24 protein-coding genes and 1 pseudogene are annotated in these 26,229 nt (G+C 66.8%); 11 read left to right on the top strand and 14 right to left on the bottom strand.

Annotated elements, in window-relative coordinates; genetic code table 11:
• Nucleotides 1-13: 13 nt before the first annotated feature.
• The 4 genes from benB to QR64_RS04080 all read right to left on the bottom strand — a co-directional run bounded on the left by benB (nucleotide 14) and on the right by QR64_RS04080 (nucleotide 4,434).
• Nucleotides 14-517: a benzoate 1,2-dioxygenase small subunit gene (gene benB, locus QR64_RS04095; RefSeq protein ID WP_006553155.1), complete on the bottom strand. Its 504-nt coding sequence runs from the start codon at nucleotides 515-517 to the stop codon at nucleotides 14-16.
• Nucleotides 518-531: 14 nt separating this feature from the next.
• Nucleotides 532-1,905 (bottom strand): benzoate 1,2-dioxygenase large subunit, encoded by a 1,374-nt coding sequence (gene benA / locus QR64_RS04090; protein ID WP_006553156.1) that lies wholly within the window; start codon nucleotides 1,903-1,905, stop codon nucleotides 532-534.
• A 322-nt stretch (nucleotides 1,906-2,227) separates the two neighbouring features.
• Nucleotides 2,228-3,220 (bottom strand): 2Fe-2S iron-sulfur cluster-binding protein, encoded by a 993-nt coding sequence (locus QR64_RS04085; protein ID WP_200886471.1) that lies wholly within the window; start codon nucleotides 3,218-3,220, stop codon nucleotides 2,228-2,230.
• A gap of 2 nt (nucleotides 3,221-3,222) precedes the next feature.
• Nucleotides 3,223-4,434, bottom strand: a complete 1,212-nt coding sequence (locus tag QR64_RS04080; protein WP_006553158.1) for a cytochrome P450 — start codon at nucleotides 4,432-4,434, stop codon at nucleotides 3,223-3,225.
• A 165-nt stretch (nucleotides 4,435-4,599) separates the two neighbouring features.
• Between QR64_RS04080 and QR64_RS04075 the strand changes: the two genes are divergently transcribed.
• Nucleotides 4,600-5,523, top strand: a complete 924-nt coding sequence (locus QR64_RS04075; RefSeq protein WP_138844917.1) for an AraC family transcriptional regulator — start codon at nucleotides 4,600-4,602, stop codon at nucleotides 5,521-5,523.
• Between the two features lie 77 nt (nucleotides 5,524-5,600).
• On the opposite strand, the gene QR64_RS04070 is transcribed toward QR64_RS04075, so the two are convergent.
• The 3 genes from QR64_RS04070 to QR64_RS04060 form a co-directional block, all read right to left on the bottom strand.
• A complete protein-coding gene (locus QR64_RS04070; RefSeq protein ID WP_039584268.1) occupies nucleotides 5,601-6,095 on the bottom strand; it encodes a hypothetical protein in 495 nt (164 codons plus the stop codon).
• 90 nt (nucleotides 6,096-6,185) lie between these two features.
• Complete coding sequence (locus tag QR64_RS04065; protein WP_006553161.1) at nucleotides 6,186-7,799, bottom strand: 4-hydroxyphenylacetate 3-hydroxylase family protein; 1,614 nt, start codon at nucleotides 7,797-7,799, stop codon at nucleotides 6,186-6,188.
• A 34-nt stretch (nucleotides 7,800-7,833) separates the two neighbouring features.
• The gene (locus tag QR64_RS04060) at nucleotides 7,834-8,400 is read right to left on the bottom strand and encodes a flavin reductase family protein (protein WP_019288825.1); all 567 of its coding nucleotides are present in this window, start codon (nucleotides 8,398-8,400) and stop codon (nucleotides 7,834-7,836) included.
• Nucleotides 8,401-8,654: 254 nt separating this feature from the next.
• Here QR64_RS04060 and QR64_RS04055 point away from each other — a divergent pair, with 254 nt between their 5' ends.
• Nucleotides 8,655-9,575 carry an AraC family transcriptional regulator gene (locus tag QR64_RS04055; RefSeq protein WP_039584248.1) on the top strand — a complete coding sequence of 307 codons (921 nt, stop codon included), beginning with the start codon at nucleotides 8,655-8,657 and terminating at the stop codon, nucleotides 9,573-9,575.
• 10 nt (nucleotides 9,576-9,585) lie between these two features.
• Here the strand turns inward: QR64_RS04055 and QR64_RS04050 are convergent, their stop codons facing one another.
• Complete coding sequence (locus tag QR64_RS04050; protein ID WP_006553164.1) at nucleotides 9,586-10,383, bottom strand: IclR family transcriptional regulator C-terminal domain-containing protein; 798 nt, start codon at nucleotides 10,381-10,383, stop codon at nucleotides 9,586-9,588.
• A 190-nt stretch (nucleotides 10,384-10,573) separates the two neighbouring features.
• Here QR64_RS04050 and catA point away from each other — a divergent pair, with 190 nt between their 5' ends.
• From catA to QR64_RS04025, 5 genes are all read left to right on the top strand, one after another.
• Nucleotides 10,574-11,425: a catechol 1,2-dioxygenase gene (catA, locus tag QR64_RS04045; protein ID WP_039584246.1), complete on the top strand. Its 852-nt coding sequence runs from the start codon at nucleotides 10,574-10,576 to the stop codon at nucleotides 11,423-11,425.
• A gap of 150 nt (nucleotides 11,426-11,575) precedes the next feature.
• Nucleotides 11,576-12,703 (top strand): muconate/chloromuconate family cycloisomerase, encoded by a 1,128-nt coding sequence (locus QR64_RS04040; RefSeq protein WP_006553166.1) that lies wholly within the window; start codon nucleotides 11,576-11,578, stop codon nucleotides 12,701-12,703.
• Nucleotides 12,704-12,740: 37 nt separating this feature from the next.
• A complete protein-coding gene (gene catC / locus QR64_RS04035; RefSeq protein WP_006553167.1) occupies nucleotides 12,741-13,022 on the top strand; it encodes a muconolactone Delta-isomerase in 282 nt (93 codons plus the stop codon).
• Nucleotides 13,023-13,056: 34 nt separating this feature from the next.
• A complete protein-coding gene (locus QR64_RS04030) occupies nucleotides 13,057-14,193 on the top strand; it encodes an alkaline phosphatase family protein (RefSeq protein ID WP_006553168.1) in 1,137 nt (378 codons plus the stop codon).
• Nucleotides 14,194-14,268: 75 nt separating this feature from the next.
• A complete protein-coding gene (locus QR64_RS04025) occupies nucleotides 14,269-15,237 on the top strand; it encodes an alpha/beta hydrolase (RefSeq protein WP_039584245.1) in 969 nt (322 codons plus the stop codon).
• A 4-nt stretch (nucleotides 15,238-15,241) separates the two neighbouring features.
• Here QR64_RS04025 and ygiD read toward each other — a convergent pair whose 3' ends face one another.
• Nucleotides 15,242-16,084, bottom strand: coding sequence for a 4,5-DOPA dioxygenase extradiol (gene ygiD / locus QR64_RS04020; protein WP_039584244.1), 843 nt, complete (start codon nucleotides 16,082-16,084; stop codon nucleotides 15,242-15,244).
• A gap of 37 nt (nucleotides 16,085-16,121) precedes the next feature.
• Complete coding sequence (locus QR64_RS04015) at nucleotides 16,122-16,958, bottom strand: alpha/beta hydrolase (RefSeq protein WP_039584243.1); 837 nt, start codon at nucleotides 16,956-16,958, stop codon at nucleotides 16,122-16,124.
• 128 nt (nucleotides 16,959-17,086) lie between these two features.
• Between QR64_RS04015 and QR64_RS04010 the strand changes: the two genes are divergently transcribed.
• The 3 genes and pseudogenes from QR64_RS04010 to QR64_RS25500 all read left to right on the top strand — a co-directional run.
• On the top strand, nucleotides 17,087-17,833 hold the full coding sequence (locus QR64_RS04010) for an MBL fold metallo-hydrolase (RefSeq protein WP_039584241.1): 747 nt from the start codon (nucleotides 17,087-17,089) through the stop codon (nucleotides 17,831-17,833).
• A 205-nt stretch (nucleotides 17,834-18,038) separates the two neighbouring features.
• Complete coding sequence (locus QR64_RS04005; RefSeq protein ID WP_024102350.1) at nucleotides 18,039-19,718, top strand: ABC-F family ATP-binding cassette domain-containing protein; 1,680 nt, start codon at nucleotides 18,039-18,041, stop codon at nucleotides 19,716-19,718.
• Nucleotides 19,715-20,959, top strand: a pseudogene (locus QR64_RS25500) (MFS transporter); the annotation flags it as partial. The gene QR64_RS04005 and the pseudogene QR64_RS25500, both read left to right, overlap by 4 nt.
• 41 nt (nucleotides 20,960-21,000) lie before the next feature.
• On the opposite strand, the gene QR64_RS27525 reads toward QR64_RS25500, so the two are convergent.
• From QR64_RS27525 to QR64_RS03975, 3 genes are read right to left on the bottom strand one after another with little or no spacing between them, the layout of a single operon-like run.
• Nucleotides 21,001-22,353 (bottom strand): MFS transporter, encoded by a 1,353-nt coding sequence (locus QR64_RS27525; protein WP_039584239.1) that lies wholly within the window; start codon nucleotides 22,351-22,353, stop codon nucleotides 21,001-21,003.
• Between the two features lie 33 nt (nucleotides 22,354-22,386).
• Nucleotides 22,387-23,367: a PDR/VanB family oxidoreductase gene (locus tag QR64_RS03980; protein ID WP_039584238.1), complete on the bottom strand. Its 981-nt coding sequence runs from the start codon at nucleotides 23,365-23,367 to the stop codon at nucleotides 22,387-22,389.
• 1 nt (nucleotide 23,368) lies between these two features.
• A complete protein-coding gene (locus tag QR64_RS03975; RefSeq protein ID WP_033097558.1) occupies nucleotides 23,369-24,484 on the bottom strand; it encodes an aromatic ring-hydroxylating oxygenase subunit alpha in 1,116 nt (371 codons plus the stop codon).
• 129 nt (nucleotides 24,485-24,613) lie between these two features.
• Between QR64_RS03975 and QR64_RS03970 the strand changes: the two genes are divergently transcribed.
• Nucleotides 24,614-25,201 carry a PadR family transcriptional regulator gene (locus QR64_RS03970; protein ID WP_024102343.1) on the top strand — a complete coding sequence of 196 codons (588 nt, stop codon included), beginning with the start codon at nucleotides 24,614-24,616 and terminating at the stop codon, nucleotides 25,199-25,201.
• A gap of 95 nt (nucleotides 25,202-25,296) precedes the next feature.
• Here QR64_RS03970 and QR64_RS03965 read toward each other — a convergent pair whose 3' ends face one another.
• Nucleotides 25,297-26,193: a LysR family transcriptional regulator gene (locus tag QR64_RS03965; RefSeq protein ID WP_006553175.1), complete on the bottom strand. Its 897-nt coding sequence runs from the start codon at nucleotides 26,191-26,193 to the stop codon at nucleotides 25,297-25,299.
• Between the last annotated feature and the right edge of the window lie 36 nt (nucleotides 26,194-26,229).

The following is a 26,229-nucleotide window of genomic DNA, read 5'->3' as shown; positions in this document are numbered from 1 at the left end:
GATCGGGGTGGAACTAGACGACGTAGACGTCGACGATGTGGTGGATGTAGTCGTTCTTCAGGACGATCTTCTTCTTCTTGATCACCGGCTGTGCGCCCGAGACATCGAGGGTGAGGAAGGTGGTCCCGAAGTAGGTGTCGGTGGTGTTGTAGCGGAAGTACAACGAGAACCAGTTGTGCCGCAGGTCGATTTCGGTGCCGCGACGCTCGAGGATCTCGACGTTGGTGATGTTGTGTCCCGTGCGGGGTTCGGGCAGCGAGGTCGCCGACGAACGGTCGGTGCGGATGCGGAACACCCGGTCCTCGAGGCCGCCGCGATTCGGGTAGTAGATCAGCGAGATCTCGGTCTGCGGGTTCTCGGTGAGAGCACCGTCGTCGTCCCAGGCCGGCATCCAGTACTCGGCATCGGGGTGGTAGCACTCGAGCCACTGCTCGAACTCGCGGTCGTCGAGCAGTCGGGCCTCACGGTAGAGGAACTGTTCGATGTCGGTCTGCGTGAATTCGTGTACGGCAGTCATGATTCCGGTTCCTCTCAGAGCGCGGACGGGTCGGCGGCGGAACTCTCGGCGGCGATGGCCTCGCGCATCGCTTCGAGCCAGTAGCCGTGCTGGATCGGGTACAGGCCTTCGTCCTCGGTCTTCACACCGCTCGACAGCACCTTCGTCATGCCGAGATCCTGAGCGACCTCGTCGGGTCCGTTGAGGATGTGGGTTGCACCGCGGCTCATGTCGTTCCAGGGCGCAGCCGATGCGAGGTAGGTCTTCTGGCAGGAGCGGAACTCCTCGAGATCATCCGGGGTGGCCATGCCGGTCGCGTTGAAGAAGTCCTCGTACTGACGGATCCGGTTGGCGCGGGACTCGGCGCTCTCACCCTTCGGTGCGATGCAGTAGATCGTCACCTCGGTCTTGTCCACGGAGATCGGGCGGAAGTGCCGAATCTGCGAGGAGAACTGGTCCATGATGTACACGTTCGGGTACAGGCACAGGTTGCGCGACGCGCCGACCATGAACTCGGCCTTCTTCTCGCCGAACTCCTTCGCGAGTTCGTCCTTGCGCGGGTACAGCGGACGGTCCTCGGGGTTGCCCCACCACATCCACAGCAACAGGTGGCCGTGGTCGAACGAGTAGTAGCCGCCGCCCTGCTTGCCCCAGGTGCCGGCGTCCATCGCCTTGGTCTCGTTGCTGGACTCACCGGCAGTGCGGCGCGCGGTGGTCGCGGCATAGTTCCAGTGGGTGGCCGAGACGTGGTAACCGTCGGCGCCGTTCTCGGCTTGCAGCTTCCAGTTGCCGTCGTAGGTATAGGTGGACGAACCGCGCAGCACCTCGAGGCCCTCGGGGGACTGGTCGACGAGCATGTCGATCATCTTCGTGGTGTCACCGAGGTGGTCCTCGAGCGACTTGACGTCGGGATTCAGGCTGCCGAACAGGAAACCGCGGTAGCTCTCGAAACGAGCGACCTTCCGCAGGTCGTGGCTGCCGTCGGTGTTGAACTGCTCGGGATAGCCGGCGTCGCGGGGATCCTTGACCTTCAGCAGCTTTCCGTTGTTGCGGAACGTCCAGCCGTGGAAGGGGCACGTGAAGGTGGTGCGGTTGTCGGTCTTGCGACGGCACAGCATCGCACCGCGGTGGCTGCACGCGTTGATCAGGCAGTGCAGCTCGCCTTCCTTGTCGCGGCTGATGACGACGGGCTGGCGGCCGATATACGTGGTGAAGTAATCACCGACGTTCGGGACCTGGCTCTCGTGGGCGAGGTACACCCAGTTGCCCTCGAAGATGTGCTTCATCTCGAGTTCGAAGATCTCCTCGTCGGTGAAGACGTCACGGCGGATCTGGTACCGCCCGGTGCTCGGGTCTTCGACGAGTGCGCCGTCGAGGCGAGTGCGCACGTGCTCCACGATGTCGGTCATGGGATCCTCCAGGTATCGGCTTCGTTCCCGGGACGGACAGGGCGTGTCCGACGCGGCCGAGCCTGTACTGAAGATTCGTGGTGACCGGGGTCTTTCTCCGGTCCGGCTCGACGCGATGTGTCCGGCGATATCTCCACGATGACAGCCTGTGGCTACGGTCACACCAGGCAAATACCTAGGGATACCTAGGACCCCTGGGTGGGGGGTCGAAAGGCCCTCGAGCGACCGGAGGCGGAAAGACCCCTCGACACGGCCGTACCGCTCGTGCGCATCGCGATGCCGGAGCAGCGCGTGCGTACGAGCGGTACGGGGAAGAGGGTATTCAGCCGGCCGGGGTGAACCGTTCGCGATGGATGCGTCGCGGCGACATGCGGCGACGCTTGAACGCCTTCACTGATGCCTCGACGAACGCGTCCGATCCGCAGATGTAGCCGGTGAACTCCTTCGCGGACGCGACGTTCTCGAGGAAGGCGTCGGTGACGTATCCGTCGCGGTCTCCGCCGCTCTCCCTGCTCACGCAGGTGATGTAGCGGAAGCCGGGATGGCGGGTCTCCAGTTCGCGGAGGAAGTCGACGTCGTACAGGTCCGCGCAGGTACGGACCCCGTGGTAGAGCAGGATCTGCCGGTCGGGGACGAGGGAGAGCGCCTGCCGGACGATGGCCTCGAGCGGGGCGAGGCCCGTCCCACCGCCGAGCAGGACGATCGGGCCGGTGCCCTCCAGGTCGAAGGTGAAGTCGCCGTACGGGCCGGTGACGGTCACGCGTTCACCCACGTCGATGCGCTCGAAGACCCATTCGCTCGCGACTCCACCGGGTTGCCGGCGGATGTGCAGTTCGAGCTCTTTGGCCTCGGAGGGCGGATTCGCGAGTGAGTACTGCCGTCGGATCTCGGTCCCGGGAACTGTCACCTCCACGTACTGCCCGGCCGAGAACTCGAGCGGTTCGTCGGCGGTGAGCAACACCTTGCGTGTGTCGGCGGCGATGTCGCGTACCTCGGCGACGGTGACGACGACGTCGCGCAGCACGTGCGTGCTGGCGGGTTCCTCCGTTGCGGGGGTCTCGAAGGCGACGTCGCCGCGCGGGGTGGCCTGGCACGCGAGGACGAATCCGGCCGCGAGTTCGTCGGCGGTGAGCGTCTCCTCCGGCGAGTTCCGATGATCGAGTTCGCCGTCGAGGACCTTGATCTTGCAGGTGCCGCAGGTTCCCTGGTTGCAGGAGTTGGGCATCCAGTTGCCGTTGCGCAGGAACGCTTCCAGCACCGTCCGACCGGGTTCGCAGGGAACGACGCCGGTGCCCGCGGTGAGTGTGTACGGCATGGTCAGATCTCCCACCGGGCGTGCAGGGTCTTCGGGCCGCGGAAACCCCAACCCCAGAATTCGACGTCCTCGGAAGTGTCCCGCTCGAGATTGGGGATGGTCTCGAGCAGTTCTTCGAGACCGATGCGGCTCACGTTGTTCGCGAAGTAGATTCCCGCGCAGGCATGCTTGCCGGCACCGAAGGCGAGGTGGGGGAGCGGCGGGCGGGTCAGGTCGTAGCGGCTGGGGGCGTCGAACACGTCGATGTCGTGGTTCGCCGACCCGTAGGACAGCATGACCACCGACCCTTCGCTGATCTCGATTCCTGATACGACGGTGTCGCGCTTGGCGATACGTGCGGTGCCGGACCAGATCGGGGCGGTCCAGCGCATCCCTTCGGCGATCGCGCGGGGGATGAGTCCCGGTTCGTCCACCACGGCTTCGAACTGTTCGGGGCGGGTGAACAGGCCTGCCAGGGTGGAACTCATGGCGTGTCCCGGTTCCTGCATGGCGCCGAGGAGGAAGACGTACAGCGTCGGGTAGATGTAGTCGCGGTCCCGCGTCTGCCCTTCGGGCATCCCGTCGTGCAGCCAGTGCGAGATGGCGCTGTCGTCGGGATGCTCGATCCAGTGGTCGATCAGCGGGTCGACGACGGAACGGATCTCCTCCTTGGCGCGGTCGCCCTCGTCGAAACGTTCCTGGTTCAGAAAGTTTCCGTCCTCGTCCATCGCTGCGTTGGTGAACGAATCCGACAGTTTGTGGAACCATTCGCGCAGTTTGTCCGAACTGACGTCCTTCAGTCCGAGGAGATCACCGAGCGACCGCACACTCACCGGCTCGCAGAACTGGGCGACGAGATCGGCCCTGCCGTCGGACTCGAACGCCTCGACGTAGCGTCGTGCGATCGGGCGGACGAGATCCTCGATCCAGCGGTCCACCTCGGCGGGCTGGAGGGCGGGTTCGACCATCGACCGCAGGTCGCGGTGGATGTCGCCGTTGACGCCGATGATCGCGGGATGACCGAAGGTGCGGCCACCGGCGGGGGTGATGATGCCGTCGAAGTCGTCGCCGGCCGCGACCGCACGGCACGCTTCGGTCGTGGACGCTACGTAGGCGCCGAGGACGGGCACGAAGGCGACCGGAGCTTCGGCGCGCAAGCGCTCGTAGACCGGGTACGGATTGCGCTCGAGTTCTTCCATGGTGATCTCGTCGAGCCACGAAAGAGTGCTGGTCATCGGTGTACCTCCGGGTCGGGAGCCGTCCGGCGACGGCCGGGCCGTTGTTGACGTGGCCAGGACCATACGAGTCGGCCGACGGGCCGGTCGATGCACATTGCGCGGTCCCTGGACGAATCACGCGACTATGTGATCCAGGTCTCGGAAGCGGTTAGTCTCGAAGGCGTGAGTGTGCCCGAAATCGAGGACTGGGACGACGCCTCGCGCGTCGTGGCGGACGTGTACTTCCCGCACCGATTGACGGACCTCGGAAAGGTGGATCGTCCTGAGCTCGAATTGGTCTCGGCCGATCTCGGAGGTGTCACGATCGGTCGGATGGGCTGGGGAGCGGACGTCGCGATCGAATGTGAATATCCGGGCGCCTACGAGGTGAACATACCGCTGAGCGGGCGGCTCGAATCGCAGGGGCGCTCGGGCACCGTCGTCTCCGAACCCGGCTCGGCGACAGTCTTCCGCGCGGACACCCCGTCGCTCATCACACGGTGGGACGCCGAATGTTCGGTCCTCGGAATCAAGTTCGATCGAGAACATCTCGAACGCGAAGCGGACCGCATTCTCGGTGGTCCGTTGCGGTCGCGCCTCGAACTTCCCGACCGCCTCGATCTGCGAGGGTCGGCGCAGGAATGGCACCGTCTCGTGGCAGCGCTGAGCGAGCAGCTCGCCGGGCCGACCCGGGTGCTCACGAATCCTCTCGTGTCGGCCCAGCTCGGCGGTGCGGTCACCACGGCCTTCGTCCTGGCGGTCGCGCCGGCCGACGAAATGTCACCGGCACCCCGCCCGGGCATGGTCCGGCGGGTGTTGAATGCTCTGCAGGAGGATCCGGGTCGTGTCTGGACGGCAGCCGACATGGCGGAGATCGCCGGAACCAGTGTGCGCAGGTTGCAGGAGGCGTTCTCCGAGTACGTGGGCAGCAGTCCGTCCGCGTGTCTGCGCGACATCCGGCTCGATCGCGCCCACGCGGATCTTACTGCCGGGGGAATCACCGTGGCAGATGTGGCTTTCCGGTGGGGTTTCGGCCATCCGGGGCGTTTCGCCGCCGCCTTCAGGAAGCGGTACGGCGTCACCCCTACGGAAGTCCTGCGGGGCTGAACGCATGCGGATTCGGACGCACGTATGCGGGTGACGACCTCGTGGTCGTCACCCGCTCGTGCGTCCTCCCGGACGGCTCAGACGAACCAGAGGATGGGGGTGGGCCGATCGAACGAAAGCTCAGGGTAGTCGTCGTCCGCGACCGGCGTCCGCAGCCGCCGCTCGACGTAGTCCAGACCGTTGCTGCGCATGTATTCGATGCAGGACACCGTGTACCCGACGGAGTCCGTGCGCGTACCGACGATGGGGCGGAACAGATTCGGGAAGCCGTGCACCGTCAGGGCATCGCGCTCGAGCGCGGCGCCGTCTCGGCCCTGCAGTGTGAGGCCGCCGTGCCCGTCTACGACGAACTTCGCTCGGCCGACGACGGTGCCGCCGATGAGGATCTCCCACCGATGGTCGATGTCGTCGTAGCGGACGGCGCTCGCGGTGCCGATCTCGTGGACCGCCAGCCGTAGTTCGTCGCGCAACCGGGCCGAGACCCGCTGGGAGGCGAAGGAGCGTCCGAGGACTACCGCGTCGAATTCCGGTGCAGGGGGATGGGACACGGAGGTCGAAGCGGTCGTGGTCATCTCGGACGCTCCTTCGCGGTGGGTGGATGTTGGGGGCCGCGCGCGGACGGGCAGGAGAACGGAGATCATCCGCCCGCGCGCGGGAGTCGGTTACTTGTAGAACGCGCTGACGTCGGAGTTGCCGATCAGGTCGGGCACGGTCCAGCCGTCGAGGTCGTACTCACTCATGAACTGCTCCGCGAAGCCCTTCATGGAGGCGACATCACCGCGGCTCTCGGCGGCGAACAGCAGCTCGGCCTTGACGTTCTCGTGGTTGCCGGCATAGTTCCGTTCGTACAGTTCGTGGCGGCCACCGAACTCGGAGCCGATCGAATCCCACAGTGCCTTCATGACCTTCACGCGGTCGACCGCCTGGATGCCGTCGGAGCCGCGGACATACTTGTCGAGGTAAGGACGCACGTCCGGGTTCTTGAAGTCGGCGGCGGAGGAGGGCAGGTAGATCAGGCCCGAGGCGACGTCCTGCTCGATGATCTCCTTGATGCGCGGGTAGCCCTGCATCGCGAACATGCGGTAGGTGAGGCCGTATTCGAGCTTGGGGATTACAGTGCCGTCGATCCACGGCTCCGGGTTGTTCACCATGGAGTCGGTGAGCGACCAGAACAGGTTGCGCCAGCCGATGACCTCACCGACACGGGTCTGCACGCCGCGGAATCCGCCGGCGCCGGTGGCGTCGAGAGCCTTCATGAGGAGACCGGCGATGAAGTCGAGCTTGACCGCGAGTCGCGTGCAGCCCTGCAGCGTGAAGCGCTGGAGGAAGCCGGAGCCGCCGAGGAAGTTGTTGATCTTCTCGACGTCCCCGTACATGAAGACGTTCTCCCAGGGCACGAGCACCTTGTCGAAGATGAAGATCGCGTCGTTCTCGTCCATCCGCGAGGAGATCGGGTAGTCGAACGGGGAGCCGACGATGTTCGCGTTCTGAGAGTAGGAGGCGCGCGAGATGAGCTTGATGCCGGGTGCGTCCATCGGCACCGTGCAGATCAGCGCGAATTCCTTCTTCTTGATCGGCAGACCGTAGTGAGCGATGAAGTTGTAGTTCGTGATGGCCGAACCGGTCGCGACGACCTTGGCGCCGGAGACGATGAGGCCGGCGTCGGTCTCCTTCTCGACCTTCATGAACACGTCGCCGACCTGGTCCGGCGGTAGCTGACGGTCGACCGGCGGATTGATGATCGCGTGGTTCCAGTACAGGACCTTCTCCTGCGACTCGCGGTACCAGCGCTTCGCGTTGTCCTGGAAGGGCGAGTAGAACTCGTCGTTCGCGCCGAGCGTGCCGAGGAAGGACGCCTTGTAGTCGGGGCTGCGGCCCATCCAGCCGTAGGTCAGCCGTGCCCAGGTGGCGATGGCGTCGCGGTCGGCCCGCAGGTCGTCGGCGGACTTCGGGGTGCGGAAGAACGGCATGGTCACGCCGCCGTTGCCGGTGTCGGTGGGGGCGGTGAGGGTGTTGACGTGCTCACCGGTGTGGAGGGCGTCGTAGAGGCGCGCCGTCATCCGGATCGAGTTGCGGAAGGCCGGATGGTTGGTGAAATCCTTGACTCGCTCACCGTGCAGGTAGATCTCGCGACCGTCGTCGATGGAGGCGATGTACTCGTCGCCGGTCATGGGGCGGGAGGCGAAGTTCTTCTGCTGGTTGGCCGGGGAGTCCGCGGCGACGTTCACCTTGGAACGATCGAGGGTCTCCGAGGGCCGGGGTTCGGTGGTGGTCATGGGATTTCTCCTTGTCCGGGGGAGTGGAAGATGTTCAGGCGTGGGCTGCGGCGAGGTGGAACGGCACGAAGCGGGTCTGCGAGTCGAACCATCCGCTGTGCGGATCGTCGAGTGAGCCGTTCCACGCGGTGGACGTGCTCGGGGCGCCGAGATCATGGAAAGTGCTGCGGTAGAACAGGAGCGGGTCGACCGTCTCGTCGAAGGTGGCGTCGACGATCTCGCCGATGTAGATGATGTGGTCGCCGCCGTCGTATTCGCGCCAGGGCGTGCACGACAGTGTCGCGGCGGTGCCGGCGAGGATCGGGGCGGTGGGGCCCTGCTCCCAGACCGGCTCGGGCGACTGGGGGCGTCCTGCGAAGTGCAGTGCAGTGTCGAGCTGGTTTGCGGCGAGGATGTTGACCGCGAACGGCGCGTCGGACAGGAACCGGCAGGCCTTGGAGGTGCGGGTCAGGGTGACCTGGCACAGGCGGGGCTCGAGCGAGACGGCGGTGAAGGCGGTGACGGTCGCGCCGTGGGGCTCTCCGTCGCTGTTCGCGCAGGTGATGACGGTGACGCCGCTGGCGAACTGTCCGAAGATATTGCGGAGTGTGCGCTGATCCATGTCTGCGTCCTCCTGTCCGGTGCGGGTTGTGGTGGACTTCGATTCGATGTGACACAGACCATATGGACGTCGTGGAACTTGTGCGATCCAGTGAGCGCGGTCACTATCCACCTAGCGCGGTGAGTGGGCCGAAGGGCCCTGTTTGCCTGGGGCCGTGTTCCGCATCACACTGGATCGCACGCGCTCGAACCACACGGATGCGCAGGTCGGAGCGCCGACGACGAGCTGGAAACGAAGGTGAGGGGCCGATGGCAATGGAGCCGACTCCGGGGCCGGTCGATTGGGAAGAGGTGGAAGAGGCTGTCTCGAATGCCTATTTCGAGCACGAACTGACGCCGCTCGACGACGTCGCGCCCTCGCTCCGGCTCCGAACACTGCCGCTCGGGCCGATCCGTCTCACGCGCCTCGGCTGGGGAGCGGCGGTGTCGATCCGCAGTGAACATCCCGGGGCGTACGCGGTGAACATTCCGATCGCCGGTCGGATCGCCGCCGGCAACGGGTTGGTGTCGGAGGTCGGGCACGCCGCCGTCTTCCGTCCCGACACCGCAGCTCCGGAACAGAAGTGGACGAACGACTGCGAGATCGTCGGGATCAAGCTCGAACGCGACTATCTACAGCGCGAGATGTCGCGCATCCTCGCCCGTCCCGACCTGCAGCTCCCGAATCGGGTGGATCTGACGACGCAGGCGGGCCAGAGCTGGATGACGCTGTTGCGCTCGGTCGTGGAACAGCTCAAAACGGACGAATCGCTCTGGCGGAATCCGCTTGTCTCGGAGCAGTTGTCGGGTGCTCTGACGACCTCGTTCATCCTCGCGGTCATGCCGGAGGACGCGGATCCGACCGGCGGGGCGCGCCCGCGCATCATCAAGCGTGTCCTCGACCGGTTGCACGAGGATCCTGCCTCGGCGTGGACCACCGCCGAGATGGCCGAGGTGGCCGGGGTCAGCGTGCGGCGCCTGCAGGAGGGGTTCCGCGAATATCTCGGGGTGTGCCCGCGCGACTATCTGCTCGACCTGCGCCTCGAGCGCATCCACGAGGAACTCGCGGTGGGCGATGCGGCGGAACTGTCGGTCACCGATGTGGCTCTGAAGTGGGGTATCACCCATACCGGCCGGTTCGCGGCGGCCTACAAGCGTAAGTACGGGGTGGCACCGTCGGTCACGCTGCGTGGGTGATCGAGGGCCGTCAGTTGTGGTGGTAGCCGAGCTCGCTGCTGAGCCTTTCGGCGCAGTTCACGACCCTTTTCGTAGCGAGATCGCGGAACGAGTCGAGGGTGTGCCGACCGGTCGACGTCGAGCACGCGAGCACTCCCACGGCATAGCCGGAGGGGTCGAAGACGGGAGCGGCGATCGTGATGAGCCCTTCCTCGAGTTCGGCGGAGGTGATCGCGTAGCCGCGGTTGCGCACGTGGGCCAGTTCGGCACGCAGGTCGTCGGGGTTGTCGATCGTCGCGCTCGTGAATCGTACGAACTCGGTTTCCTCGAGCACGCGATCGACGATTTCGCGTGGTGACCAGGCCAGCAGCGCCCGACCCATCGACGTCGCGTAGGCGGGGACGCGGGTGCCGACGGAGACGTTGATGCTCATGATCCGGCGGACCGGGACGCGTGCGGCGTAGACGACCTCGGTGCCGTCGAGTACGCCGAGGGATGCGGATTCGTTGGCGTGCTCGGCGATCTCGACGAGTTTCGGCAATGCCGAGTCCACGAGAGTGTGGGATTCGGTGTAGTGCCGGCCGATACTGAGCACGCGTGGAGTGAGCGACCATCTCGTGCCGTGTGAGGTGACGTAGCCGAGTTTCTGCAGGGTCAGCAGGATCCGGCGGACCGCGGGTCGCGACAGGCCGGTCTTGGCGGCCAGCTCGGCCAGGCTGGGGTTCGGGTCCTTGTCGTCGAAGGCGTGCAATACCGCGAAACCACGTTCGATGCTCTGGATGAAGTCTCGATCGTTGCTAGGGCCATTACCTAGGTCGATGCTCGGCATCCTGCCTCCTACCTGCGTACTTGTTGATACTGCCCGATCCGGTGTTGACAAGCTGTGTGACACCACGCACAGTATGTGATGTACGCACTGCGATACACAAGTACGCACAGCGTACTGACCGGTGATCACCGCAGCCCCTGTGTCGCACCGGCCCCACACTTCCGATAGTTCAGTCCCCACGAGGAGAGCCATGACCACCATGGAGAACCCCACCGCCCACGGGTCCGGCAACGCTGCGACCGACAAGTTCAAGTCCGAGCGGGTCACGTCCGACACCTCGGTCGAGCGTGCGTCGGCGATCTACCAGGACGTGATCGGGGCTTTCGCCGACATCATCCAGAAGCACCAGGTGACCTACGACGAGTACCGGGTGCTCAAGCAGTGGCTCATCGACGTGGGTGAATACGGCGAGTGGCCGCTGTGGCTGGACGTCTTCCTCGAGCACGAGATCGAGAAGGTGCACTACAACCGCAAGGGCTTCACCGGCACCAAGGGCTCCATCGAAGGCCCCTACTACGTCCCGGACAGCCCGAAGCTCCCGGCCAAGTGCACGATGCCGATGCGCGACAAGGACAAGGTCGCGCCGCCGCTGGTCTTCAAGGGCCAGGTCACCGACCTCGAGGGCAACGGCCTGCATGGCGCCACCGTCGAGCTGTGGCACGCCGACGAAGAGGGCTTCTACTCGCAGTTCGCCCCCGGTATCCCCGAGTGGAACCTGCGCGGCACCGTCGAGGTCGACGAGAACGGCAACTTCGAGATCACCACGCTCAAGCCGGCTCCCTACAAGATCCCGGCCGACGGACCGACCGGCTGGTTCATCAGCTCCTACGGCGGACACCCCTGGCGTCCGGCCCACCTGCACCTCATGGTGAAGGCTCCCGGCAAGCGCGCCATCACCACCCAGCTGTACTTCAAGGGCGGCGAGTGGGTCGAGGACGACGTCGCCACGGCCGTCAAGCCCGAGCTCATCCTGGATCCGCAGCCCAACGCCGACGGCATCGACGAAGTGACCTACAACTTCGTACTCGACCCCGAAGCGTGATCCGCACCGCGGAAACCGCCCGATCCGGCCCCCGCGCGCGAGTCGGTTCTGCGTAACGAATGCCGGTGCCCCACTGGGGTACCGGCATTCGTGCTGATGCAGGGTCGACATATTCCCCGTCACACCCCGATCCGATTGTGAGCAATTCCGATGTCCGACCCCGATCTGAAGATCGCCTCCGTCACCACGACGATCATCGATGTACCGCTGATCCGACCCCACAAGTTCGCCACCACCACCGCCGAAGCGCAGCCGATCCTGCTCGTCGCGGTGACCACCGAGGGCGGCGTCACCGGTTACGGTGAAGGCGTCGTGCCGGGCGGGCCGTGGTGGGGCGGCGAATCGGTCGAGACGATGCAGCAGATCGTCGATCGCTACATCGGGCCCTACATCATCGGACGCGGAGTCGACGAGATCAGTGGCGTCATGGTCGATATCGAGCGCATCGTCGCCAACGCGCGATTCGCGAAGGCCGCCGTCGACGTCGCGATGCACGACGCGTGGGGACGCGCGCTGGGTGTGCCGGTCGCGTCGCTGCTCGGCGGTGCCTTCCGGACCGGCGTCGACGTGCGGTGGGCGCTCGGCGCCGCGCCGCTCGAAGAGATCGTCGAGGAGGTCACCCACAAGCGTGAGCAGCGTCTGAACTACTCCTTCAAGCTCAAGATGGGTGCGCTCGACCCGGCAGTCGACACCGATCGTGTCGTCAAGATCGTCGAGGCGTTCGGCGGCGAGGTCGGATTCAGCATCGACGTCAACGCCCGCTGGGACCGTTTCACCGCGCTGCGCCACGTCCCGCAGCTCGTCGACGGTGGAGTCGAGCTCATCGAACAGCCCACTCCCGCAGATCAACTCGACGTTCTCGCCGAGATCAACCGACGCGTCTCGGCGCCGGTGATGGCCGACGAGTCCGTGCAGACCCCGCACGACGCGTACGAGGTGGCCAAGCTCGGCGCCGCCGACGTCGTCGCGCTCAAGACCACCAAGTGCGGCGGACTGCAGCGCAGCAAGCAGGTCGTCGCCGTCGCGAAGGCGGCCGGCCTGCGGTGCCACGGTGCGACCTCCATCGAAGGCCCCATCGGGACCGCCGCGTCCGTCCACTTCGCCTGCGCCGAACCGGGGATCGACTACGGCACCGAACTGTTCGGTCCACAGTTGTTCGCCGTCGAACTGCTGCAGGAGCCGCTCGACTACTCCGAGGGCCAGGTGCACCTGCCCGAGGGGCCGGGACTCGGCGTCGAACTCGACATGGACGTCGTGAAGAAGTACGCGCGTTCCTGATTCGCGCTCTCGTCAGAACAGAAGAAGGAGAAACATCATGGCACTGTTCCACGTTCGGATGGACGTCGACATCCCCCGCGATCTGGACCCCGACGTGCGCGCCGAGACCGTCGCGAAGGAGAAGGCCTACAGCCAGGATCTCCAGCGCCAGGGCAAGTGGCGGGAGATCTGGCGGATCGTCGGCCAGTACAGCAACATCTCGATCTTCGACGTCGAGTCGGCCGACGAATTGCACGAGATCCTGTGGAACCTGCCGTTGTTCCCCTACATGAACATCGAGGTCATGCCGCTGACGAAGCACGGCTCCGACATCAAGTGACCCTCGGCGCAGGCGAGTGGCTCATACTCGGGTTATGAGCCTGCCACTGCGCGACGTCTACGCCGAGCCGACCCTCGCCGACCTGATGCCTTCGGTGCTCTCGTCCGCGGGGGTCGCCGGTGAGACCAACCGACTCGATCTCACTCCCGTCGATCACACCGTCGTCCTACTCGTCGACGGGATGGGATGGGAGCTGCTGCAGCGCAACGCGAAAGCCGCTCCGTACCTGACGCAGGCGCCGGGCAGCCCGATGCGTGCCGGCTTCCCGACGACCACCGCCGTCAGCCTCGCTTCCCTCGGGACGGGGCTGCCGTCCGGCCTCCACGGCATCACCGGTTACCAGTCGTACGTCGACGAGATCGAGGCCCCGGTCAACTGGCTCCGCTGGACCCTCGCCGGAACCGCGATCGACCAGCGCGACGATCTTGTACCCGAGACCGTGCAGCCCCACCCGACGGTGTTCGAACGCGGCCGCGAGGCGGGCCTGACCGTCACCACCGTCGTGCCGAATGCCTTCGAGGGCAGCGGCCTCACCCGGGCCGTGCTGCGCGGCGGCAACTTCGTCGGGGTCTCCGCCTACGGCGATCTGCTCGCCCAGGTCGTCGCCGCGGTGAGCGCCGGCGACCGCAGCCTCGTCTACTGCTACATCGGCGAGGTCGACACCCTCGGACACGTCTACGGACCGGAGTCCGCGGCGTGGCTCGCGCAACTCACGGTGGTCGATCGTTTCGTCGAGCAACTCGCCGACGCGCTGCCGACCGGCACCCGCCTGCTCGTCACCGCCGATCACGGCATGGTCGACGCCTCGCGGGGTCGCCGCATCGACTTCGACCACACCCCGGGTCTCGGTGAGGACGTCACCGTCATCGCCGGGGAACCGCGGTGCCGCCACATCTACACCTACCACGTCGACCGGGTCCTCGAACGCTGGCGCAACGAACTCGGCGACCACGCGTGGGTCGGCACCCGCGACGACGCGTTCGCGGCGTGCCTGTTCGGATCCGATCCCGATCCGGCGCTGGCCAAACGGATCGGCGACATCGTGGCCGTCGGACGCGGCGAATCGACGGTGATCCGCAGCGACGGCGAGCAGGTCATGTCGAACCTTCCCGGGCAGCACGGGGCGTTGACCGACGAGGAACTGCTCGTGCCGCTGCTGCGGATCGGGTGACGCGTTCGAGGTCCGGGGCCGCCGGGTGTCGGAACTCTCGATGCCTGAGACGTATCGGTCACATAGTGTGTGCACATGCGTACCGATGCGGTGACCTGGCACGACCGCAGCAGTAGGGTCGCGCTGATCCTCCTGTGGGTGGTCCGGATCCTCTTCAAGCCGATTCTGAGTCTCTGGCCGAGCAACGACTTCGGCATCGCCGTGCTCGGCCGGCTGTCGTGGGTGGTCGACAGGATCACGCCCACGCCGCGCGCCGTGCACGTCACGCAGACCGAACTCGGCGGAGTGCCCGGTGAGCGGATCATCTCCCCGAAGCCGGTCGACGATCCGCTCGACGACGCCACCATCCTCTACTTCCACGGCGGCGGCTTCATCTTCTGCGGCCCGTCCACCCACCGTCAGCTGTGCGTGCAGCTCGCGCTCGATTCCGGTGCCCCGGTGTACTCGATGGACTACCGGCAGGTGCCCGCGGTGCCGATCGCAGGTTCGGTGCAGGACGCGATGAACGCGTACACCGCTCTGCTCGAGGTGGCCGACGATCCCACGCGCATCGTCGTCGGCGGCGACTCGGCCGGCGGTTATCTCGCGGCGAAGGTCGCCGAACTCGCCGCGCGTCGCGGCATCCAGCGACCGGCCGCGGTGATCGGGTACTCGCCGCTGCTCAACCTCGACCTAGACAAGCACGACCCGAAGTACATGGCGAGGGACGACTACCTGCCCATCAAGGCACTCGGGAAGATCAGTCCGCGCTGGTTCGCCGGGGAAGAGGCGATCGAGGGCGAGACGAACCCTGTCGACGCCGATCCGGCGCTGTTCCCTCCCATGTTCATGTGCGCCGCCGAATACGAGCTGACCAGGCCGGACGTGGAGATCATGACCGAACGACTCGCGTCGGCGGGACGCACCGTGGAGACACATCTGTGGCGCGGGCAGATCCACGCGTGGCCGGTCCTGGCCCGCGCGATCCCCGAAGCCATGGAACTGATCGGGCTCAGCACCCGGTTCGCGCGACGCGCGATCGTCGCAGTGGACGACGCCGCCTGAACGCTCACAGGTTGGTGTCGGGCGGCTCCGGGCTCTCGGGCAGTCCGGCACCGTGGCCGTCCCCGTCGCGCGGCGGACAGTTCCCGCCGACGGCGTAGGACGTCATCGACAGCGATCCGTATTCGACACCGTCGACGAGGGTCTCCGGTTGCTCCCCGGACTCGGCGGCCAGACCCGCGACGTACAGCAACGGCAGGAAATGATCGGGGGTCGGCACCGCGTGGCGGTAATCGGGGTGCTCACCCAGCGCCGCGGCGTCACCGGGACGGTCGCGCAGAACGGCGAAGGCATCCTCGTCGAATCGGTGCGCCCAGTCGAATCCCGCGCCCGGGCGTCGCGGATCCAGCGTGCCGAGGTTGTGGACGACGTTGCCGCTCGCGACGATCAACACCCCGCGATCGCGGAGTCCGGCGAGACGGGCTCCGAGTTCGACGTGATAGTCGAGCGGCTTGTAGGCGTTGAGGCTGAGCTGTACCACCGGGACATCCGCCTCCGGGAAGGCGTGGGTGAGCACCGACCAGGTGCCGTGGTCGATACCCCACGAGTCGACGTCGGCACCCACCCACGTCGGGTGGACGAGGTCGGCGATCTCCTCCGCCAGTTCCGGAGCACCGGGCGCCGGATACTCGACGTCGAACAACTCCTGCGGGAACCCGAAGAAGTCGTGGATCGTGCGCGGCGACCGCATCGCGGTCACCGCGGTGGCGTTGATGAACCAGTGGGCGGAGATCGCCAGGATCGCGCGGGGCGTCGGCACGGATCGCCCGAACGCCGCCCAGGCCTGCGTGTACCGATTCGATTCGAGCGCGTTGAGCGGACTGCCGTGGCCGACGAACGCGACCGGCATGCGTGACGACACGCCCTCTCCTTCCGGTTGTCGAGCCTCAGTTGTCGAGTCGTGTCTTCAACCAGGCCGTCAGGTCGTCGAGCACGCGGTCCTTCTCCGGCTCGTTGAACACCTCGTGGTACAGCCCGTCGTACAACTTCAGCGTCAAGTCCTTCGAACCCGCACGGTCGGCGATGAGCTGCGACCCGGCCGGATCGGCGAGCGCATCGGCGGTTCCGTGCATGACGAGCAACGGCAGCCTCAGGTTCGGGAGGCGCCGCTCGAGGCTCTGCTCGTTGAGCACCAGCACCCGCGCGAGTCCGGCGGGCACGAGACCGTGGTGCACGAGCGGATCGGCGTCGTACGCCGCGACCACCGCGGGATCGCGCGAGACCGCTTTGCTGTCGAACTGCTGCACCGGCACACCCGGCAGGAAACGTCCGATCAGCTTGCCGATCTCCACGACCGGCTTCGGTGTGCCCGACGTGACGATCACCGCCGGCCCCGACAACACGAGCGCGTCGAGCCGGTCCTGATGGTCGAGCGCGTAGGCCAGAGCGATCGCACCGCCCATCGAGTGACCGAGCATGAAGACCGGCAGGCCGGGATGCGCATGGGTCGCCAGATCGATCAGGCTGTCCAGGTCATCGGTGAACTCGCGCATCTCCCGGGCGCGCACACGCTTGCCGCCCGACCGTCCGTGACCGCGGTGGTCGGGGGCGTACACGACGAGGCCGAGATCGGTGAGCCGCGCGACGACGTGGTCGTAGCGACGTGCGTGCTCACCCAGCCCGTGGCTGAGGATCAGCACGCCGGTAGGGGCCTCCGGCAACCACACGTCGTACACGATCGGGATCGCGCCGACGCCGGTGAACGACGATTCGGTGTGCTCCATGAGCGCCTCCTGCGGCCTCGTCGACAGATGTTCCTCGCATCTTCGCACGAGTACCGGCTCGGAGGCTTGTGTCCGGCCGGAGACAGAGGCACGCTCGAAAGAAGGGGGTGCGACCAAGGAGACCTGTGATGGAAACCGAGATCACCGAGATCGCTCCGGATGTCTACCGCGTGTCCACATTTCTCGACGCGGCGAACCTGACGATGAACCAGTTCCTCGTGGACGGTGGCGAGCCTCTGCTGTTCCATACCGGATATCGGGCGTTGTTCCCGTCGGTGTCGGAGGCGATAGCACGGTTGATACCGCTGGATCGGTTGCGGTGGATCACCTTCGGGCACGTCGAGGCCGACGAGTGCGGATCGATGAACTCCTGGCTCGAAGTGGCGCCGGCGGCGGAGGTCGCCCACGGTGCGATGGGTTGTTTCGTCCAGGTCGCCGATCTTGCGGATCGTCCACCGCATCTCCTGCAGGACGGGGACGTCCTGGCCACCGGGCGCCGTCGGGTGCGGCACATCGACACCCCGCACGTTCCACACGGATGGGATGCAGGTCTGATGTTCGAGGAAACGACATCCACCCTGTTGTGCGGTGATCTGTTCACGGCGTTCGGTAGATATCCGGCACGGACGACGAGCGAGATCGTCGGCCCCGCTCTGCAGGCGGAGGACCTGGGTCGCGCGACGTGCCTGACCCCCGAACTCGGACCCACCATCCGCGCACTCGCGGACCTGCACCCGAGCACTCTCGCACCCATGCACGCCCCGGCCTACGAGGGTGATTGCGCCGCGACCCTCGAGGAACTTGCTGCGGCATACGAGGAACGGTTCGCCGCCGAGGCGGACGTGCGCCGTGGCCGAGGACCGAAATCCGATTGACGGTGCTCGGGCGCTCGGTACCCTGGAGATCATGATCCAGGCGCTCTACTTCCACTGACGACACCCCCTCCGCGGCTCGGGACGTCCTCCGAGGTCGCGGTTCGAGCCGTACCCGAATACGGCCGAGTGTCCGGCCGTTCGTCAGCGAGCGCATCCTCCCACCCGTGATCCGGGGACGAGTGCGCCTCCGCACGGAGGAAACCACATGACCATCAGCATCACCATGCCCCGGCGCTCTCGCGCCCAACTCGGCGCCGTCGACGTCCACCTCGCCCGCGACGGTCATCCCGTCCTGCGCGGCGTCGACCTCGCGGTCACGCCGGGCTCCCGGCTGGGCGTCGTCGGGGAGAACGGGCGCGGCAAGTCCACGCTGCTGCACGTCCTTGCCGGCCGCCTCGAACCGGACTCGGGGACGGTGCGTCGGTTCGGCTCGTTCGGTATCGCCGAGCAGGAGATGACCGTCGCCGAGGGGCGCACCGTCGGCGATCTCGTCGACATCGAGCTGGCGCACGTCCGCGCCGCGCTGCGGGCGCTCGACGAGAGCACCGCAGCACTCGCCGACGAACGTCCGGGTGCCGCCGACGCGTACGCCGACGCCCTCGAGATCGCCGAGCAACTCGACGCGTGGGACGCCGACCGTCGCGTCGACACCGCCCTCGAAGCGCTCGGCGCCGTCACCGACCGCTCGCGACCGCTGGCGGAGATGTCGGTCGGGCAGCGCTACCGCGTGCGCCTGGCCGCACTGCTCGGCGCCGAACACGATTTCCTGTTGCTCGACGAGCCGACCAACCATCTCGACGCATCGGGGCTCGACTATCTCACCGAACGCCTGCAGCAGACCCGCAGCGGCGTGGTCCTCGTCAGCCACGACCGCGCCCTGTTGACCGACGTCGCCACGTCGATCCTCGACCTGAACCCGAGCCGCGACGGTCGTCCACGCCTATACGGCGGGGGATACGCCGGCTTCCGGACGGGACGCGAGGCCGAATATGCCCGTTGGGTGAGCGAATACGCCCGTGAGCAGGCCGAGCGAGCCCGGCTGGAATCGGACCTCGAGTCCGCGCAGGATCGGCTCGTCACCGGCTGGCGGCCGGAGAAGGGCACCGGCAAGCACCAGCGTGCCACCCGCGCGCCGGCGCTCGTGCAGTCGGTGCACCGCCGTCAGGAAGCGCTGGACGACCATGCCGTGGCGGTACCGGTACCGCCGCTGCAGTTCTCCATGCCTGCGCTCGGCGCGGAGGCCGACGGGATCGACCCGGACACACCCTTGGTGCGCGTCGAGGACGTCATGGTGCGCGGCCGACTCGACCGTCCGGTCGATCTGGCCATCCTCGCCGGTTCGCGGCTCGTCATCACCGGACCCAACGGCGCCGGCAAGTCGACGCTGCTCGCGGTCCTGGCCGGCGAGGTCGAACCGACGGCGGGAACCCGCGAGAGTGATCCCGTCGTACGGATCGGCCGGCTCGCCCAGGAGTCGCCGGCACCGTCGGCGGCGCAGGTGCAGCAGGTCTACGACGCGCACGTCGGCGAACTGATCGTCGCCGGCCTCGTCCCCGACCAGGGAGCCGTCGATCTCGACGAACTCGGATTGTTCACCGAACGTGACCTCGGCAAGCGGGTCCGAGACCTGTCGATGGGCCAGCAACGACGCCTCGACCTGGCGATGGTTCTCGCCGCGCGACCGCACGTGCTGCTGCTCGACGAGCCCACCAACCACCTGTCGATCACGTTGGTCGACGAACTGACCGACGCCCTGGGGGCGACCGACGCCGCGGTCGCCGTGGCCACCCACGACCGGCAGATGCGACGCGACATCGCCCACTGGCCGCACCTGGTGCTGGGATCGGCCCCGAAGGAATGCACCCGGAAAGGACCGAAGCCATGAACGCTCGGGTGCGCGCACTGGCACCCCTGCGGCACCGCGACTACCGCCTGCTGATCGGTGCCGTCGCGGCGGAATTGTTCGCGGCCGGGATGTGGACGGTCGTGATGGTCTTCCAGGTGATCGCCATCCGCGACACCCCGACCGCCCTGTCGATGGTCGCGGCGTGCCTGAGCGCCGGCCTGCTCGCGTTCGCGCTCGTGGGCGGGATCGCGGCCGACCGGTTGCCGAAACGGGCCGTGCTGGTCGCGGTGCAGGCGGTGAACCTCGTGACGGTTTCTCTCGTGACGGCGCTGGCGATCTCCGACGCGATAGCGCTGTGGCACATGGCGGTTGCGTCGGCGGTGCTGGGCGCGGGCACGGCGTTCTTCTTCCCCACCTACACCGCGCTGTTGCCGAATGTGTTGCCCGCGGAGGAACTTCTCGCCGCGAACGGGATGGAGGGCGCGCTGCGACCGACCCTCCAGCAGGGCGCCGGACCGGCCGTGGCCGGAATGGTGGTCGGGGCGTTCATCCCGGCGACGGGCGCGTTCATCGTCGCCGCCTTCCACGCGTGTGCGCTCGTGTTGTTGTTGTGCGTGCGCGTCCCCCGGGAACGGATGGAAGAGACCGAGTCGCAGGAGAAGACGAGTGTGCTCGCCGATCTGAAGGAAGGCATCTCCTTCACGATCACCACACCGTGGCTGTTGTGGACCCTGATCGCCGCGTGCGTCATGACCTTCGTCGTCATGGGGCCGGTCGAGGTGTTGCTGCCGTTCATCACCCGCGAATTGTTCGACAACGGGGAGCAACGGTTCGGCACGATCCTCGCGGCCTTCGGTGTGGGTGGAGCCCTGGGTTCGTTGGCGGTGTCGTCGCGACCTCTGCCGCGTCGCTACCTGACCATCATGCTGATGTGCTGGGGTGTGGGAACTCTGCCGTTGGCCGTCTTCGCCTTCACGACGTCGTTCACGGTCATGATCATCGCTACGTTCGTCATCGGATTCGCCGACGCGGCGGGCATGGTCCTGTGGGGGACCCTGCTGCAGAGGCGCGTACCGCTCGGCATGATCGGCCGGGTGGCGAGCCTGGACTTCTTCGTCTCGCTCGCCCTCATGCCGGTGTCGATCGCGGTAACAGGTCCGCTGTCCACGGTGGTGCCGCGGTGGGTGCTGTTCACCGTGGCTGGTGTGGCACCGCTGGTGCTGATGCTGATCGCGCTCGTCGCCGGGCGGATGTTCGCGGACGAGATCGCGAACCCCCTGGACACCGGCAACGAGCGCGTCGACATCGTGGTGGAACCGGCTCAGCGTGCCGAGTCGGTGGAGACGGCGGCAGGCACCGCCTCGGACGAGGCGTCCGCCGAGTGTGCCGGGCGCAGCGCGAACAGTGCCACTGCGGCGAGCACGACCACGCCGGCCACTCCGAAGTAGAGCTGTTCGGGCGTCCATCCCGCATCGAGGAGCACACCGGCCGCGGTCGGTGCGAGGATGGCACCCGCTCGGCCGATACCGATGGCGGAACCGACGCCGGTGGCCCGCACCTGCGGTCCGTAGAGGGACGGCGCGAGGGTGTACAGGCCGGCGATGCACCCGTTGATGAGTCCGCCGATCAGGATGCCGAGTGCGAACGCCAGCGTCAGCGTCGAGATCGACATGATGAAGACGGTCATGGTCGCGGCGGCGGCGATGGTGAAGGTGAGCAGGACCGACCGGGTGGCCCAGCGGCTGGCGAACACTCCGAAGAGCACCGAACCGACGGTGCCGCCGAGGGTGAGCATCATGCCAGCCGTGGCGCTCTGGTCCTTCGTGAGACCGGCGGTCTCCAGCAGCGACGGCGTCCACGAGTTGACGAAGTAGAAACCGAACATGGTGGCGAAGAAGGCCGCCCAGAGCAGCACCGTCGAGCGGGTGTTGCTTCCGGAGAACAGGTCCGAGATCCGTCCTGCCCGCGGTGCCGCCTTGTCGGCGGAACGGGCGAGCGCCGGGACGGGGCTCTGGCCGATGCGTCGCGCGATGGTGTTGATCCGGTCGAGATCGCCTGCGCGTCCCCGGCTGGTGAGGAAGTCCAGGGATTCGGGCAGCAGGACGACGAGGAGGGCGAGTGCCAGGCCGGTGAGGACGGCGCCGGTGACGAAGACTGCACGCCAACCGTATCCGCTCTGCAGACCGACGGCGGCCATGCCGCCGATCGTGGCACCTACACCGTATCCGGCGGTGTAGATGCTGATGGCCAGACCACGCCAGCGGGCCGACGAGTATTCGCTCGCGATGACGGTGGTGCAGGCGAGGACGCCGCCGATACCGAGTCCGGTGATGACCCGCCAGATGCCGAGTTCCCACGCCGATCCGGCGCTCGCGGACAGGCCCATGCCGGCGGTGGCGAGTGCGACCGACATCAAGATCAGGGGCCGTCGGCCGATCCGGTCGGCCATCGGGGCGAGAGCGAGAGCGCCGACGGCCATGCCGATCAGACCCGCGCTGAGCAGCACGCCGAGTTCCGATCCGCCGAGGCCGAAGTCGCTGCCGATGCTCTTGGCAGTGAACGCCAGGGCCATGACGTCGAATCCGTCGAGGATGTTCAGCACGACGCACAGGGCGACGACCATCCATTGGTAGGGATGCATCGGCGAGGCGTCGATGCGTGCGCGAAGATCCATCGTGTTTCCTCGTGGTGTGAAAATGCGCGGTTGTCAGGGAAGGTCGAGCGTGACGACACCCGTCGTCGATCGGGGCGATGCCGAATCGCGCACCACGCGTGACACGCAGGCGCACATCCGACGCGAGGAGCGCTTCTGCTCCTCGCTGAAGAAGACATCGCGGTGGTCGACGCGACCGTCGAGCGAGGCGACGGAGACCTCGCACAGGCCGCATTCGCCCTTGCGGCAGTCGAACATCATGTCGACGCCGGCACGCCGGAGGGCGTCGAGCATCGATTCGTCGGAACCGACGGTGGTGGTGACGTCGAGTTCGGGCACGGTGACGGTGAACTCCTCGGCATCGAACCATCCACTGTTGCCGAAGGTCTCGTAGCGGAGGTTCGGCATCGGCAGGTCGCGGTCGTGCCACCGGCGCCGCACGGCGTCCATCAGGCGGATCGGACCGCACATGTACAGCTCGGTGGTGTGATCGACGCCGTCGACGAGCGCGGCGACGTCCAATCCTGTTCCCTCGTCGTCGATGTGGACGTCGAGACGGTCGCTGTGGAGGGCTTCGAGTTCGGGCAGGAAGGCCATCGCGGAACGGCTGCGACCGACGTACACGAAGCGGTAGTCGGCACCGAGGCGGCGGAGCACGGCTCCCATCGCGCGGACGGCGGTGATGCCGATGCCGCCGGCGAGCAGGACGTAGCGCGGTGCGCCGACCCGCAGCGGGAAGTTCTGGAGCGGCTCGGTGATCTCGAGTTCGTCGCCGGGACACAGCGAGTGCATGTACTCGGAGCCGCCGCGCGAGGTGGGGGAGCGGTGGACGCCGAGTGTGAGGCGACCGTCCGGACCACCCGCCGCGAGGGAGTACGAACGCGTGTCGCCAGAGGGGAGACGCACGTCGATGTGGGCGCCTGGTTCGACGCGGTGGGCGGTGTCGGCGGCGAGGGTGATCTCGGCGATCGAATCGGCGGCCCGCTCGACACTCACGACTCGGGCCCGCTGCCAACGGATCTGGTTGTGGCTCATGTCAGTGGGCTCCCTCGGGAACGGCGGTGGCCGAGTTGAGGTTCCGCTCCGCTTCGACCATGCGCTGGATCAGGCGTCGCACCCACATGCCGCCGGCGTCGATGTTGAGGTTGTAGAACTCGTGATCCGGGTTCGCCTCGATGGCCTTCTGCTGCGCGGTGAGCATCGCCTCGTCCTCACCGAACACGCCGTGCACGCCGTCGCGCAGCTGCGTGGTGATGAGCTGGCTGTCGAGGCGGTAGTTGCGCATGAACGCCCAGAAGTAGAGGGCGGTGCTCTCGTCGACGGGGGAGATGGTGTTCATGACGAAGCCGTTGACGCCCTGGCTGCGGTCGCCCTCGGGAGCACCGGTGCCGGCCTTGGCCACACCGACGTCGATGCGGATCGTGGACGGTGCCTGGAACTCGATGATCTGCCAGCGGTCGACCTTGCCCTCGAAGCCGGGGAACTTGTCGCGCATGTTCTTGAGCCAGAACGGCGGTGCGTCGATGTCGTGCATCCAGCGGGTGACCGTGACGGTGCGGTCGTCGTGGGTGACGACGAAGTCGGACTCGCTCAGTTCGTCCTGGCCGATGGACGACGAGTGCACGAACTCCTCGTGGGTGAGGTCCATGAGGTTGTCGAGGACGAGCTGGTAGTTGGCCTGCACGTCGATCGTGCGTCCGTCGCCCGCCCAGTCGGGGGAGTCCATCTGGAACATGTCCGGGATGAGATCGGGATCGGCCTGCGTCGGGTCGCCCGGCCAGACCCACACGAAGCGGTGCCGCTCGACGACGGGATAGGACGCCACCATCGCGGACGGGTTGATCGTCTGCTGGGCGGGCATGTGTGTGCAGCGACCTGCGGAGTTGTACTGAAGACCGTGGTAGGGGCACTGGATGCCCTCGCTACCGATGAGCTTGCCCATCGACAGCGGCGCGAGGCGGTGCCAGCAGGCGTCGGCGAGGGCGACGGGACGGCCCTCCTCGGTGCGGTAGAGGGCCATCGGCTTGCCGGCGATGGTGCGGGCGAGGATCTCGCGGCGACCCACCTCGTGATCCCAGGCGACGACGTACCAGGCGTCGAGCGGGTAGGCCATGTTCTTCGCGGTCGCCCCGGTGGGGCCGAGATCGGTCATGTCGGATCCTCCGAACACTGAGGGTGAAATAACTATCTACATAGATAGTAGGTGAGCTGGAGCACACACTATCTATCGATATAGTTATTCGCAAGGGTGGAATACTCGCCCGAGGAAAGGTGGTGGTCCATGAGCCTGCGATACGCGCTGCTCGCGTTGCTCACCGCCGAGCCTCTGACCGGCTACGACGCGGCGAAACGGTTCGGCGGGTCGGTCGGGCACGTCTGGCATGCGCCCGACTCGCAGATCTACCCCGAACTACGCCGGATGGAGCGCGAGGGCCTCGTCGAGGGCGAACAGGTGCGCTGGGGTCCCAACAGCACCAAGACCCGGTACTCGATCACCGGGGAGGGCGTCCGGGCCTTCCGCGAATGGATGTCCACCCCGCTGGACTACGCCCCGGTGCGCGACGCCGCCCACATGCGCGCGGCCTACTTCGAATGGACCGACCCGGACAGCGCTCGCGAGTGCCTGGAACGGCACATCGATCACTACACCGAACAGATCGCCCAGTGGACCACGGTGCGCGATGCGATCCTCGACCTCAGCAACGCGACCATCGCGCGACGCGTGCAGAAGTATCCGGCCGAGGACCACGAGCGGATCATCGCGTTCAAGGCGTTCGCGTACGACGGTCTCATCGGCCGGGGCGAGGCCGAGATCGCGTGGGCACGTCAGGGCCTCGAACTCCTCGACAAGCTGTCGCCGCGCAACTGAGGCGCCCCGGGACCGCAGCGACGCGCGAACTGGTCAGCGGAGCGCGGAATTGCACGCACCGATGACCGTTTCGCGCTCCGACGTGTGCGATCGGATCACGGCGTGCTGTCCGTCGGCGGCACGATCGAATGGGCGAGCGCCCGCATGAGGAACTCGAGTTCGGGATTGGGCGTCGCGTTGCTCCGCACCACCCCGCACACCGGAACCTGCAGCCGGTGGTGGATCTCGCGCATGAACTTCAGCCCCTTGCGGGGTGTGTCGGCCGCGGTGCCGGCGTAGAGCACGGTCCACGCCCTCGGGTTGGTGAGCACCTCGAGAGTCGCGGTGTGGTCGCTCGCGATCGGAGGTCCGAGGCGCACGCGACGACCGACCTCGACGAAGGCGTCCTCGACCACGCGGTGCAACAGCACCTGGCTGCCGCGCGGCGGCAGCAGCAGCGGGTAGTGGGCGAGGTCGCCGAGATCGACGGTGGAGAACGCCGACAGCGGGTGCTCGCTCGACGTGACGATGACGAGCTCTTCGATGCCGAGACGGATCGCCTCGAGCCCCGGGCGGTCGACGTCGCCGCGGATGAGCGCGAGATCGGCATCCCCGGACGCGACGGCGTTGACGCGGTCGGTGAAGTCCTTGATGACGAACTCCACGTCGATCTTGGGGTGACGTTCGCGGACGCTGGAGATGGCGTCGAGGCTCTGCGCCGCGAAGCTCATGTTCGCCGTGATGCGGATGCTCTCCCGCGGTTCGTGGCCCACTTCCAGGGCCTTCGCCTCGAGGCTGAGCACCTCGGCGGCGATCGGCATCAGGCGTCGGCCGGCCGAGGTGAGCTTGACCGAACGGGTGGTGCGGTCGAACAGGGTGGTGCCCAGTTCGTGCTCGAGCTTCGCGATCTGATGGCTGATCGCCGACTGCGAGATGAAGCAGCGCTGGGCAGCACGGGAGAAGCTGCCCTCCTCGCCGACGGCGAAGAAGTAGCGCAACTGACGGAAATCCATGACTCCTCCCGGGAACGTGCCCTCCGCATTTATGAG

It is taken from the genome of Rhodococcus sp. Chr-9, from assembly GCF_000801125.1.
GTDB classification, from domain to species: Bacteria; Actinomycetota; Actinomycetes; order Mycobacteriales; family Mycobacteriaceae; genus Rhodococcus; species Rhodococcus pyridinivorans.
The sequence above is the reverse complement of the archived record's forward strand: the minus strand, read 5'-3'. Positions and strand labels throughout refer to the sequence as shown.

Excerpts from the sequence above, each read along its gene's own strand:
- benB (WP_006553155.1), bottom strand. The coding sequence starts at position 517 with ATGACTGCCGTACACGAATTCACGCAGACCGACATCGAACAGTTCCTC.
- QR64_RS04065 (WP_006553161.1), bottom strand. The coding sequence starts at position 7,799 with ATGACCACCACCGAACCCCGGCCCTCGGAGACCCTCGATCGTTCCAAG.
- QR64_RS04070 (WP_039584268.1), bottom strand. The coding sequence starts at position 6,095 with ATGACCACGACCGCTTCGACCTCCGTGTCCCATCCCCCTGCACCGGAA.
- QR64_RS04060 (WP_019288825.1), bottom strand. The coding sequence starts at position 8,400 with ATGGATCAGCGCACACTCCGCAATATCTTCGGACAGTTCGCCAGCGGC.
- QR64_RS03970 (WP_024102343.1), top strand. The coding sequence starts at position 24,614 with ATGAGCCTGCGATACGCGCTGCTCGCGTTGCTCACCGCCGAGCCTCTG.
- QR64_RS04085 (WP_200886471.1), bottom strand. The coding sequence starts at position 3,220 with ATGCCGTACACACTCACCGCGGGCACCGGCGTCGTTCCCTGCGAACCC.
- QR64_RS04010 (WP_039584241.1), top strand. The coding sequence starts at position 17,087 with ATGGAAACCGAGATCACCGAGATCGCTCCGGATGTCTACCGCGTGTCC.
- QR64_RS04005 (WP_024102350.1), top strand. The coding sequence starts at position 18,039 with ATGACCATCAGCATCACCATGCCCCGGCGCTCTCGCGCCCAACTCGGC.
- ygiD (WP_039584244.1), bottom strand. The coding sequence starts at position 16,084 with ATGCCGGTCGCGTTCGTCGGCCACGGCAGTCCGCTCAACGCGCTCGAA.
- QR64_RS03980 (WP_039584238.1), bottom strand. The coding sequence starts at position 23,367 with ATGAGCCACAACCAGATCCGTTGGCAGCGGGCCCGAGTCGTGAGTGTC.
- QR64_RS04030 (WP_006553168.1), top strand. The coding sequence starts at position 13,057 with ATGAGCCTGCCACTGCGCGACGTCTACGCCGAGCCGACCCTCGCCGAC.
- QR64_RS04040 (WP_006553166.1), top strand. The coding sequence starts at position 11,576 with ATGTCCGACCCCGATCTGAAGATCGCCTCCGTCACCACGACGATCATC.
- catC (WP_006553167.1), top strand. The coding sequence starts at position 12,741 with ATGGCACTGTTCCACGTTCGGATGGACGTCGACATCCCCCGCGATCTG.
- benA (WP_006553156.1), bottom strand. The coding sequence starts at position 1,905 with ATGACCGACATCGTGGAGCACGTGCGCACTCGCCTCGACGGCGCACTC.
- QR64_RS04080 (WP_006553158.1), bottom strand. The coding sequence starts at position 4,434 with ATGACCAGCACTCTTTCGTGGCTCGACGAGATCACCATGGAAGAACTC.
- QR64_RS03965 (WP_006553175.1), bottom strand. The coding sequence starts at position 26,193 with ATGGATTTCCGTCAGTTGCGCTACTTCTTCGCCGTCGGCGAGGAGGGC.
- QR64_RS03975 (WP_033097558.1), bottom strand. The coding sequence starts at position 24,484 with ATGACCGATCTCGGCCCCACCGGGGCGACCGCGAAGAACATGGCCTAC.
- QR64_RS04025 (WP_039584245.1), top strand. The coding sequence starts at position 14,269 with ATGCGTACCGATGCGGTGACCTGGCACGACCGCAGCAGTAGGGTCGCG.
- QR64_RS04050 (WP_006553164.1), bottom strand. The coding sequence starts at position 10,383 with ATGCCGAGCATCGACCTAGGTAATGGCCCTAGCAACGATCGAGACTTC.
- QR64_RS04015 (WP_039584243.1), bottom strand. The coding sequence starts at position 16,958 with ATGGAGCACACCGAATCGTCGTTCACCGGCGTCGGCGCGATCCCGATC.
- QR64_RS27525 (WP_039584239.1), bottom strand. The coding sequence starts at position 22,353 with ATGGATCTTCGCGCACGCATCGACGCCTCGCCGATGCATCCCTACCAA.
- catA (WP_039584246.1), top strand. The coding sequence starts at position 10,574 with ATGACCACCATGGAGAACCCCACCGCCCACGGGTCCGGCAACGCTGCG.
- QR64_RS04055 (WP_039584248.1), top strand. The coding sequence starts at position 8,655 with ATGGAGCCGACTCCGGGGCCGGTCGATTGGGAAGAGGTGGAAGAGGCT.